We start from the raw sequence: 11,886 nt of genomic DNA, 5'->3' as shown, positions 1-11,886 counted from the left end.
TGCACGGCCACCATGCAAGTTCTACATCTTTCCTTTTGCTCTGTATAGCTACGAGGTTGCCGCGCTGCCGCTCGCAATGACAAATTTTATAATTTGCCTATTTTTCTCAAAACATAATCCCGCCCAAATAGTATCTATTAAAAAGATACATGTATGGCTTCTATTCAAATTTTAAACAAGGAGACTTTATCCGATAAAAAGTACCCGCTTCAATACATCAGCTTTGAAAAACCGGATAAAGAAGGCGTGTTTCATAACCATGAACGGGAGGTATATTTCCGCCCTGATGCGGTTGGGGTTTTGCTTGTTGATGAGGGCCAGCGCAAAATTCTGCTGACCAAACAATTCCGCCTGCCCGCCTTTTTAAATGGCAGCGACAGCGGTTATCTTGTTGAAACCTGTGCAGGGATCATTGATGAAAATGAAACTCCGGAGCAAACTGCCCATCGCGAGGCAGAGGAGGAAACAGGGTACCAAATTAAGGAATTGGAGAAAATTGCAAGCGCTTATACATCAGCAGGCGGCATAACCGAATTTGTTCATTTGTTTATAGCCAACTATATTTCAGAAAAGGATCACCCTAAGACAGGTGGTTTGGAAGGCGAAGATATTCAACTGATAGAACTGGGCTTTGACGAAGCCAGGGAAAAGTTAAAGCAGGGCGAGTTTCGGGATGCCAAGACGATTATTTTGCTGCAGCATTTTTTTATGAGAATGTGAAGAGAGCTATAAATCAAATCCCCGATTTAATACTATTAAACGGCAAGCCCAATCCATCAGCTCCGTATTGGGTAAGTACGCTATCCTTCAGCGTCATGTAGTCGCCATGCTGGGTTACTAGCCATTTTTCAATACCGGCGTCTTTTACCTTTACCGGGATAGTTTTTGATACCGCTTTAGCTGCAGAATCCAACTCGATAATATAAACCTCCTTCTTTTCGTCCAGCGGATCATCAAAGGGGATAATAACCGTGTGATTATAATCGTCGATAAAACGGCCCATCACATTTTTATTGGCGATCTCCTTGGGTTGAAGTGATAAGAGATGTTTAGCCTGCCCCTGGCTCAATCCGAATACTTTAAGGCGCAATACATTGCCGTCGTCATCCTTTAAAGTATCATACGAGGCGACTTTGTTGGCGTCTATAAATTTAGCAGATGCATAATAGCTATTGTCGCCCGCGCTGGTTTCTGAATTACCCGGCAGCAGGAAGCTGATCCTAAGGTTTTGAATTTGCGCGCTATCCTTTTTTACCTTCCCGGCAATTAAAACCAGTTGCTGCCTCGTCATACGGTTGGCGATATGCACATTTACCGTTGTTGCGGTATCTGTTTTAAAAATCTTGGAAACGGTGTAATGTGGTATCTCCTGTGGTTTTTTGCAGGCGATGAAAAATACCGCAAAGCAGGTTAAAAGTAAAGTATTTATAACGTTTTTCATTTTTTTAATTAATCTCAGGTCTCTAATTAACTAATCTCTACCACTAAATAATTCCAAACAAACTTCCACCCTTCTCTCCCATCTTATCAACCAGCTTTTCAACTTCCGGGTCCTTCTCTAACACCGGCGCATGATGCGGTTTTATCCGTGCATCAATAATCAACGGACCTTTACAGCCCCAGTGCTTATGTTCGGTAAAGCTGTTAATGCCATAAATATCATGCGATGGGTTGCTGCGGGTAAAGGTAACCCAAACAAAGTTATTGATGCTTTGAGCGGTAAACTCCGCATCATCACAAAACACAATCAATGGCAAACCGCCAAGTTCGGCATCCTGTAAATGTTCATCCAGGATTTCCAGCATCAACGGCAAATCGCTTGTCCGGATATTTTTTGGTACTTCAACCGCCAATACACCGGGCATAACCATTTTATATTTTTCGAACGGGCGTGGCAGGCTGAAGCTTGCAGGTAATTCGTTCCAAAGTTCCCTTTTAATTTCGCCGGCTGCGGCTATGGCGACCTTACTGCCGGAATTCAATCCCTCGCCACTGTAATCCAGGGTATCGATGGTAGTATTGGTGTAGAAATGCAAATCGCGGGCTAAGTCTACCCTTTGCAGGATGTGCTTTAAAAAGCCGCCGATGTCGTTCACGTTTAACGTTGGATCATCCTCCTGCGCCGCGATAAACAGGTATTTAGCTAAGCTCAACTGACCTTTGCCTAAAATGTGATTGGCAATGGTTAGGATCTCCTGTGGTCGCCTGTCAACATTGCTGTAAGGCGTATAACGCTCGCTGCCGATGGCAAATAATAAAGGGTGTACCCCGGCAGCATCAACAGCGTTTACCGCGTGCAGGCCGGGAATTTCCTTCGGGATAGCAGAGCCGGTAATTTCATGGATTAAAGCGCCGAAGCTGGTATCTTCCTGCGGTGGCCGCCCTACTACTGTAAACGACCAGATAGGATCTTTACGATGGTAAACATTATGAACCTTTACTAATGGAAAAGGATGTTTCAAACTATAATAACCCAAATGATCTCCGAACGGACCTTCTGGTTTATTGTCGTGCGGCATAACGGTGCCGGTTATCACGAAATCAGCATCCACCGAAATACAGAACCCCTCTGCATCATAAAAATACCGGAACCTACGGTTACCCAAAGCTCCGGCAAAGGTCATTTCAGATAATCCCTCAGGCAGCGGCATTACCGCGGCAACGGGGTGTGACGGCGGGCCGCCTACAAATATGCTCACCTTTAGCGGCTGCCCCTTGGCATTTGCCTTGGTTTGATGCACGCCTATACCCCGGTGTAACTGGTAATGCAAACCGATCTCTTCGTTCAGGATATAATCATTACCAGCCAACTGAATGCGGTACATGCCAAGGTTGGCATTCATGATGCCCGGTTTATCAGCATCTTCGGTGTAAACCTGCGGCATCGTCACAAAGGGACCGCCGTCCTTTGGCCAATTAACTATTTGGGGAATATCGCTGATGTTGCATTTGGCGAAATTGATCGGAGCGCTTTTACCCGTTTTCATAGGCAAAGCCGATAAGGCCATCATCCCGACACCCGCATACTTAAACGGATTTTTTATTGCCTTTAACGGATCGGATTTTAAATCGACCAAAGTTTTGATCTTATCCAGGGTATCCCTAAAAATGAATTTCGAACGATCCAGCGTTCCAAACAGGTTTGATACTGCCGGGAATTTACTGCCCTTCACATTTTCGAAAAGGATGGCAGGCCCCTCGTTTTCAAACACGCGCAAATGAATTGCCGCCATTTGCAGGTACGGATCAACCTCTTCCCTTATACGGATCAGCTGGCCATTTTTTTCAAGATCGGCAATGCAGGCTTGTAAACTCGGATAACTCATATTTAATGGGCAAATGTACAAAATGCCGTGTTGGTTGCGCACCTGCGGAGCGCTAAATATGTTGTGATTGCTTTTTCTACAATATTGCGCTCCTATAGAGCGGCTTGGCGGCTTTAGTTTATCGATCATCATCGATCAATATAGAAGCATGTTACTTCAATTTTTCAAATCATCAAACCAACACATCTTCAAATCGCGTCATCCGCACATTCGCACATCAAAAATCCACACATCCATTTTCACACTAAATCTATAGACAAACATTAAAGTAAGTGCGTAAAAAAAGTTATTATTACTTTAGCGGCGTCCTACTTTTTTAGCTGCATGACGGTAATTGTATTTACACTTATTATACTTATTGGCTCCTATTTTGCAGGGTTATTGGGCTCATTAACCGGGCTGGGCGGCGGCGTGGTAATTATCCCGTTGCTTACACTCATTCTTAACGTCGATATTCATTACGCTATCGGGGCTTCGTTGGTATCGGTAATTGCAACTTCATCCGGTTCGGCAGCAGCCTATGTTAAGGAGGGAATCACCAATATGCGTTTGGGCATGTTCCTGGAGATAGCCACAACTGCCGGGGCCATGTGCGGCGCCATATTGGCGGTGTACGTTCCTACGCATTATATCGCCATATTATTTGGCGTGATCCTGCTTTGTTCTGCATTATTATCATTGCGCAAAAAGGCGGAACAAATCGTTACAGAAAAAAGCTACCTGGCCAAAAAATTAAAACTCAACAGCTGCTATCCAACTTCCACCGGGAGCGTTCAGTACAGCGTACGCAACGTAGGCGGCGGCTTTTTTATGATGATATTTGCCGGCGTAGTTTCGGGATTGCTGGGTATTGGTTCCGGAGCATTAAAGGTGATTGCGATGGATACCATTATGCGCATCCCATTCAAGGTGTCAACCACTACCAGTAATTTTATGATCGGTGTTACCGCATCGGCAAGCGCGGTGGTTTATTTGCAAAGAGGTTATATAAGTCCGGGGCTGGTGATGCCGGTAGTTATAGGGGTATTATTCGGAGCATTTACCGGATCGAAGATCCTGGTTCATACCAAGTCATCAGGCTGGCTGAGGTGGGTATTTGCTATTGTGGTATCCTTTTTAGCCGGGCAGATGATCTATAACGGAATTGTGGGGAAGATTTGATTGGTTGATGGTTAATAGTTCATAGCCGAAAAAAAACTGAATGATAATATATTCTATAAACTAAACGCCAATTGAAGCTACCATGAACTATGAACCATCAACAATGAACTAAAAAATGAAATTCAAAGACACCGACATTCAATCATTAATAGGCAAGGTGCTGCGCGGCGGTATGATGCTATCAATGACCGTTGTTATTTTTGGCGGTATCTTTTTTATATACAGGCATGGTCATTCTATTCCCAACTATAAAGTATTTAAGGGTATTCCTCCTTTCCTTCAAAATATTGGCAGTTTAATTCACGCTTCAATTAGCTTTAAGGGTCAAGCTATTATTCAACTGGGCATTATATTGTTAATAGCAACGCCCATTTTAAGAGTTGTGTTTTCTACCATAGGTTTCGCGCTCGAAAAGGACTATTTATATGTGGGTATCAGCATACTGGTATTGCTGATTATTTTTGCCAGCATGATGAGCGGACACGCGGGATAAACAAAAGATTAATTTCCGCCGCCACCGCCGCCGATTCTCTTTACTTCTTCCTCGTTCCCGGTGCGATGCGCCGTTATTCCCTTAATAGATGTTTTTCCAAAGCGATAGGTAAAGGTAAGTCGCGCTACCTGGCTTTCTTTTTTGTCAATTATAGTCAGGTTCAGATTTTCGTAGTTTGTATACCCCCTGTCCTGCAATGTATTAAAGACGTCGGACACAACCAAACGAAGCGTTCCACGCTTATTGAACAACTGTGTACCTAAAGCTGCATTTGCCATGTAACGAGCCTTGTTCTGATTAATACCGTAAAAATTGGGTGATTCGTAGTCGGCGCCTATCGTGGCGTTTACAGTTTTGCTGATAATAAAATTTTGGCTCGTTTGTAATATGATGTCCTGAGTCCCTTTATTCAAATTTCCATTTTGCGGATAGGCTACATAGCGCTGGTACGAAACATCGGCGTGGAAATAAGCATTCCACCAGCTGGTTACCCGTACAGGCACTGATACTTTGATGCCATAGTTATAAATCCATCCCAAATTGATTTGGGTTTTGATATTTACCTTAGATGAATCATTTTGCTCGTAAAAACCAAAGTCGTATGCATCTTTTATAATTGAAGTGTATAGCGTAGTGGTAATGGATTTATTATAAGTATGTGATAACTCGATATTATCTGAAAACTGGGGCTTTAAATTCGGGTTACCCGACCGGTAATCATACAAGTCGACATAATATAAAAAGGGGTTAATGTCCTCGTAAAGCGGCCTGGTTATCCCGCGGTTATAGCTCAGGGAGAATTCGTTTTTTTCGTTCAGTTTATAAACTAATTGTGCCTGCGGGAACAAGTTAAAATAACTGCGATCTATCATCGCGTTTAACGTTACAGCATTGCCCTTTGCGCTTGTTTGTTCACCACGCAGCCCGGCTGAAAGATCGAACTTATCAAACTTGTTTGCATAGGATACATATGCAGCGTTAATATTCTCGGTATAATAAAAATGGTTGCTTAAGTCAGCATCAACCTGGTACACGCCATTTACCATCGGACCAAAAACCTGGTCGTTATTGCTGGTAGCGTGGCTATACTTTATACCCGCTTCAAACTTACCTGTTTTTGCCAGCGGGGTTGAAAAATCAATTTTGGATAAATAAACGTGAATGGTAGATGGCGACAGGTTTTCCTGTAATAACGAATCGCGGTAAGGCGTAAGGTCGGCGTTATAAAATTTGTTGGTAATATATTCTGAAGAACTGCGGCTGAACGCGGTATAATTTATATCGGCAGATAATACGCTCCCTTTTTTATCCAGTTTGCCGCTGTAATTCAGGTTATAATTTACCTTGGTGATATTACGCTGTAAATGGGAGTCGGCTGTGATGATGGAATCCAGCACACCGTTATTATTAATCTTCAGGCCATTATTCTTGACATATGCATCGCTTCGCGAGAAGCCGTCAATTAAAAAGCCGATGGTTTGATTTGGGGTGATAAAAACATCAGCGCCTGCACGAAAATTATTGTTTTTACTTTTCTGAACGCCTTTATAGTCAACGTGATAGTCGCTGGTAAGTCCGTCAAAATTTATGATCCTGTCATTTATAAAATTATGAAAGGTTTTATCCGCAGCATGGCTGAACGAACCAAAAACATTGAACTTGTCCATCCGGTCATTAAAAGTTGCGCCCAACACGCTTTTATAATACTTACCATATCCGCCTGTTGCGGTAACGGTTCCGTTCGCACCAATATTATTTCCTTTTTTTAGCACGATATTTACTATTCCACCTGCGGAGGCATCGTATTTCGACGACCCGGCCGTAATCAGTTCAATCTTATCGATCATATTCGACTGGATGCTGCGAAGATAAGCCGCCAGATCATCGCCCGAGAGGCTTAATGTCTTACCATCAATAGTTATCAAGGCGCTTTGGCGGCCAATTATGTTTATATTATTGCTGTTATCAACCCTTACTCCAGGCGATTGCCTCAGGATCTCCAGGGCCGAACTACCATCGGCAGTTAAACTATTAGGAATGTTCAGGGTGATTTTGCCGGGCCTAACCTCTATTTCGGGCCGGGTACTTACCACCGTTACTTCCCTTAGTTGATTGGCCGTTTGTCTTAAAACAATTTCAGCCGTCTTGAAATTCTGGCCGCCTTCAACGTTATAAGGGCCAACATATAGCTTACTATATCCTACCGCGGTAACAAGCAGCAAATAACTATCAGGCGGAATAGCGGTAAAGCTAAAAAGCCCGTTTTTGGCTACAATAGTTGAACTTACTATGGACGAATCACGTGATTTTAAGAGGATTATTGTGGCGGCTTCGGCAGGTGATTTGGTTTCGGTTACTACTTTTCCATGGATTGAACAGGTCGTGGTTTGTCCATATACGTTACAAAACAAAACAGCTAAGAACGCCGATAATAAGCACCCGATTTTGACCTTCATTAATAGATATTGTAGAAATTTCCTATAAACTTAGCTTTAAATTAAATATGCCACAATATAGCAACAAAAATTAACTTGGTAAACAAAGTTCTCTTTTACGTAAAAGTGGCTTAATAGTTTTTCTTTATTTGAGTTAAAAAAATGTCGACAATGGACAATAACCCGCTGATTATTAATCAATAGCTTAAAATAATTCCCAATGGTTTGATTTTAATTATTAAGGGGGCGAAAGGTGTTATTGCTCAATAATTTATTTTTCGGATTTACGTTTCCTGTGTTTAAGAAATTTAAGATTACGCCAAATTTTGAAAGTCCGCTATTTTTAACTCATGGCTAAAGATAACTACCGGCTTTCCCGGTAAGCGCTACCCGTTTTGCCTCTATTGTAAAACTTCTATATACTTGTTTATATTCTTTCGATTTATTTCGGCTAAATGTTTTAAGTTTATCCATCAAAATTTAAACAGATAAACCTGGTGATAAAAAAACTATTATTCTTTGCCTGTCTTATTTTCTCGTTACTTATAGGGTGTAAAAAGGACGGCTCATCTACGGGGCCCTTGCAAGGCAAGGACGATGCTGCATTTACTATTTATGAAAACTCCTTCCTGGAAGGTTTATGGAAATTAAACCCGGATTGGGCAACATCTGTAGGGTATCATAAATACGACAGCCTGCTGTTTGTTCCTGACGACAAGATCAGGGATAAGATGGTAACTTTCGCCAAGGTGCAGATCGACTCGTTAAGCAGGTTTGAAATAACCCAGCTATCTGAAGGCAACCGGATGGATTACCACCTGATGCAAAACCAGATGGAACAGATAGAATGGAGCCTGCAACAGCAAAAGGCCTGGCAGTGGGACCCGTCTTCATACAACGTTATCAGCACATTTGCTTATATCCTGAATGAACACTACGCTCCCCTAAGTAAGCGCCTGCGTAATTTCTATCAAAAGATGACCAACATCCCGGCTTATTATAAGGAAGCTGAAAAGCAGCTCAGAAATCCTGTTGCTGAACTAACTTCCCTGGCCGCCGAACAGCACCTCGGTGGGGTTGGTATATTTGAAAAGGACTTTGCAGATTCACTAAAAAAAACAAATATCCCTGCGGCAGAACAGAAATTAATGCTCGACAGGGCGAAGGTATCTGCAGACGCTATAAGAGCCTACGCGGCCTGGTTAAAGGCGTTAAAAAACGATAAACCTCGCAGCTTCAGGCTGGGAAAGGATCTGTACGAATCGAAGTTCAAGTATAACATTCAATCGGAATCAACTGCCCAACAAATTTTCAACTCGGCCGTTGAGCGTAAGAAATATCTGCACCGCGAAATGGCGAAGATCAGCAAAAAGCTTTGGCCCAAATATTTTGGCAGCAAAGCAATGCCTTCCGATTCATTGGAACTTATTGCAAAGCTGATTGATACCCTATCGGCCAAACATGCCGAACCGGGCGATTTCCAGTCGGCAATTGAAAAGCAGATCCCTAAGCTTACCGCTTTTGTAAAGTCAAAGGACCTGGTTACGCTCGATCCATCAAAACCGTTAGTAGTACGTAAGGAGCCCGGATATATGGCAGGTGTTGCCGGAGCATCAATGAGTTCGCCCGGGCCATATGACAAGGATGGTAATTCTTATTTCAATGTAGGCAGCCTGGCCGGATGGTCGTCTGAGAAGGCTGAAAGCTATTTGCGTGAGTATAACAATTATACACTGCAGATCCTGTGCATTCATGAAGCTATCCCAGGCCATTATGTGCAGTTGATATACTCAAATAAAGCGCCGAGCCTTATCAAATCAGTTTTTGGCAATGGTGCCATGGTTGAGGGATGGGCCGTTTACAGCGAGGAAATGATGCTGGACAATGGTTTTGGGGGAGACGAACAACCTGAAATGCGGCTAATGTGGTACAAATGGCACCTGCGTTCGGTTTGTAATACCATTTTGGATTACTCCGTGCATACGCAAAATATGCAACAGCAGGACGCCATAAAACTGCTTACCCGCGAGGCATTTCAGCAACAGGCAGAGGCCGAAGGCAAATGGAAACGCGTTAGTGTAAGCAGCGTACAACTGGATAGTTATTATACAGGCTACAGGGAAATAATGGATCTGCGTGAGGCTTATAAAAAGAAACTTGGTGATAAGTATAAGTTAAAGGAATTTAACGAGAAGTTTTTAAGCTATGGCAGCACACCCGTAAGGTACATTAAAGAAGCAATGATGACGGTGAAGACCGGGGGAGGCAGCGGCAATAGCGGGCAGTAGGCAGTTTGCAGTACGCAGTTACACAATGGTTTTAAACAAACTGCAGTGATGGGCCGGTTTATTTATATTATTTCAACTGCCAACTGCTCACTATCGACTGCCAACTACTAAGAATGGAACAACTATTGCAAAATAGTAATAACATATCGTTAAAATTAATTTACTGCATTTTTTAACAAACAGTTAATTATTCGTATATTGCGATAGAAAATAGCGAAAAGCCTTGTTTTTACACACAAGTGTTGATAACCTTACAAAACGGCACGATATTATTCTTCAATAAATAGGGTATAAAATTCCCCGTTTTGTGGAAAAAATTACACAAAATTCTACACGTTCCTTTCGGGGATTTCCCCACCAAAAATTAAACATTCCAACCAATTACACCAGGGCACTTTCAACCTAATGGGTATGATTTTTGCAATAATCGTTTTATAGGTTATTATACATTTTCCATTCACTCTCAAACCCGCGTTATCATGAACATATATGCAATAATCGGTATAGCTATACAAGCAATTCCCTTATTTTTTATCATAAAGACAAGCATCTCCATGATAAAACATAAAACCCTGTACTAACTAATAGCACAGGCGATTATATTTTATTTGCCGTGGTAAAATACCACAATATAACTCTTGCTTTAAAACGGCAGGAGTTTTTTATTTCCATGAAACCAATACCATTTCCCTCACGTATAAAACATCGAGTGAAAATTTAATGATAATGCTAATTGAAGATAGCCGGAGTTGAGAGACCGGCTATTTTCTTTTTAAAAAACTTTCCTTTAAACGCTTCATTGTATATTTGCTGAACCAGTTTTTACAATGAGACACGTTTTATTCACATTCTTTTTTATAATTGCTGTCGGTTGCTGTTACCCGCAAAAATTCAAACCGGCCTTAAACCTCGTTAAGGGCACCACTTACTATCTTACTTCTGATGCAACTTCTACGATCAATCAAACCGTAAGCGGGCAGCAAAATTCCGTCAATCTCACTTTTGCTTTTAAGATGGCGTTTAAGGTAACCGGGGTAACGGACACTGTTTACAACATGGAAGTGAGCTATCAATCGCTCAATATGAAAATGGACCTGGCTGAAAACGCCGTCGACCTTGATTCAAAGAAAAATGATCCAAAAGATCTGCCGTCTGTTATGCTGGCGGCCATGATGAATAAGCCGTTTAATTTAGAAATGACTAAAACAGGGAAGATAAGATCCGTAACCAATGTGGATAAAATGATCATCGGGGCGCTGCAAAATGTACCCGGCGCCGATTCGATAAAGAAAGCACAGTTCACAGCACAATTTATGCAATCGTTCGGGCCAAACGCTTTCAAAGGTAGTATTGAGATGGGTACTGCAATTTTTCCAAATACATTTGTGGCAAAAGGGGCCAGCTGGACGGTCACCAACAAACTGATGAGCCCGGCCGAAACGACCGTATCGTCTACCTACCAGCTTGCCGACGTAGTTGCCGGCACCTATTTTATTCATGGCGAAGGCACTCTTGCCTCCGATACCAGCGCCAAACCTGTAAATATAAATGGCCTGGCAGTAAAATATAACCTGAAGGGTTCAATGATATCAGACATAAGGATAGATAAGACAACGGGCTGGATAACAGAAGCAAAATTAAAACAGGTAATGATGGGCGATATGCAATTTCCTGATAGCCCTTCCCTACCCGGCGGGATGACCGTTCCGATATCGTTCAATACGGACGTAGCAACGGCAGGCAAATAAAAATGCCCGGGCCTATCAAAACCGGGCATCTTTACTTAAAGTATTGTGGATATTAGCTCCAGTGCCCTGAAATCCAGATATAACCTCTGTGGCTGTGATGCCATCTTCCGGCAACCCAATATGCTCGTGGGTGGGGGCGCTCTGCCCAATAACCGGCTTTATAAACATAAGTGCCGCCGCTTGGAGTCCATTCTTCAGCAACCCACACGTGGCGCGGCGATGGACGGAGTGGCCTTACTACAACAACAGTTCTCGGGCGTTCTAAACGTGCCCTAACTACAATTTGTGCGTTACTGCTTGCTACAGCAAATAATGAGATACCTGATGCAAGCATTAATATTTTTCCGTAATTTTTCATAGTAAATTTATATTTGTTTGATTGTAAGACCGTCCAAAATCCGGAGGGTTTAAAAGATATTTTCAAATTATAAATTT

General features: G+C 42.4%; 9 protein-coding genes. 5 read left to right on the top strand and 4 right to left on the bottom strand.

Translation table 11 applies throughout. The features are described 5' to 3' along the window. The first annotated feature begins 153 nt into the window (after window positions 1-153). Window positions 154-720: an NUDIX domain-containing protein gene (locus KXD93_RS09955; RefSeq protein ID WP_258136938.1), complete on the top strand. Its 567-nt coding sequence runs from the start codon at window positions 154-156 to the stop codon at window positions 718-720. 13 nt (window positions 721-733) lie between these two features. On the opposite strand, the gene KXD93_RS09950 is transcribed toward KXD93_RS09955, so the two are convergent. Together KXD93_RS09950 and KXD93_RS09945 are read right to left on the bottom strand one after the other, a co-directional pair. Next, window positions 734-1,441 (bottom strand): hypothetical protein, encoded by a 708-nt coding sequence (locus KXD93_RS09950; RefSeq protein ID WP_258136937.1) that lies wholly within the window; start codon window positions 1,439-1,441, stop codon window positions 734-736. Window positions 1,442-1,484: 43 nt separating this feature from the next. Next, a complete protein-coding gene (locus KXD93_RS09945) occupies window positions 1,485-3,326 on the bottom strand; it encodes a UbiD family decarboxylase (protein WP_258136936.1) in 1,842 nt (613 codons plus the stop codon). Window positions 3,327-3,650: 324 nt separating this feature from the next. Here KXD93_RS09945 and KXD93_RS09940 point away from each other — a divergent pair, with 324 nt between their 5' ends. Then, window positions 3,651-4,487: a sulfite exporter TauE/SafE family protein gene (locus KXD93_RS09940; RefSeq protein ID WP_258136935.1), complete on the top strand. Its 837-nt coding sequence runs from the start codon at window positions 3,651-3,653 to the stop codon at window positions 4,485-4,487. Between the two features lie 115 nt (window positions 4,488-4,602). Further along, window positions 4,603-4,980 (top strand): DUF1634 domain-containing protein, encoded by a 378-nt coding sequence (locus tag KXD93_RS09935; protein WP_258136934.1) that lies wholly within the window; start codon window positions 4,603-4,605, stop codon window positions 4,978-4,980. 8 nt (window positions 4,981-4,988) lie between these two features. Here KXD93_RS09935 and KXD93_RS09930 read toward each other — a convergent pair whose 3' ends face one another. Further along, a complete protein-coding gene (locus KXD93_RS09930) occupies window positions 4,989-7,436 on the bottom strand; it encodes a TonB-dependent receptor domain-containing protein (protein WP_258136933.1) in 2,448 nt (815 codons plus the stop codon). A 476-nt stretch (window positions 7,437-7,912) separates the two neighbouring features. Here KXD93_RS09930 and KXD93_RS09925 point away from each other — a divergent pair, with 476 nt between their 5' ends. Both KXD93_RS09925 and KXD93_RS09920 read left to right on the top strand, forming a co-directional pair. Further along, window positions 7,913-9,703, top strand: coding sequence for a DUF885 domain-containing protein (locus KXD93_RS09925; RefSeq protein WP_258136932.1), 1,791 nt, complete (start codon window positions 7,913-7,915; stop codon window positions 9,701-9,703). A gap of 827 nt (window positions 9,704-10,530) precedes the next feature. Further along, complete coding sequence (locus tag KXD93_RS09920; protein ID WP_258136931.1) at window positions 10,531-11,451, top strand: DUF6263 family protein; 921 nt, start codon at window positions 10,531-10,533, stop codon at window positions 11,449-11,451. A gap of 52 nt (window positions 11,452-11,503) precedes the next feature. On the opposite strand, the gene KXD93_RS09915 is transcribed toward KXD93_RS09920, so the two are convergent. Then, window positions 11,504-11,809: a hypothetical protein gene (locus KXD93_RS09915; RefSeq protein WP_258136930.1), complete on the bottom strand. Its 306-nt coding sequence runs from the start codon at window positions 11,807-11,809 to the stop codon at window positions 11,504-11,506. Between the last annotated feature and the right edge of the window lie 77 nt (window positions 11,810-11,886).

This window comes from Mucilaginibacter phenanthrenivorans, assembly GCF_024721155.1.
GTDB classification, from domain to species: domain Bacteria; phylum Bacteroidota; class Bacteroidia; order Sphingobacteriales; family Sphingobacteriaceae; genus Mucilaginibacter; species Mucilaginibacter phenanthrenivorans.
This window is presented reverse-complemented; position numbering and strand designations above follow the sequence as displayed.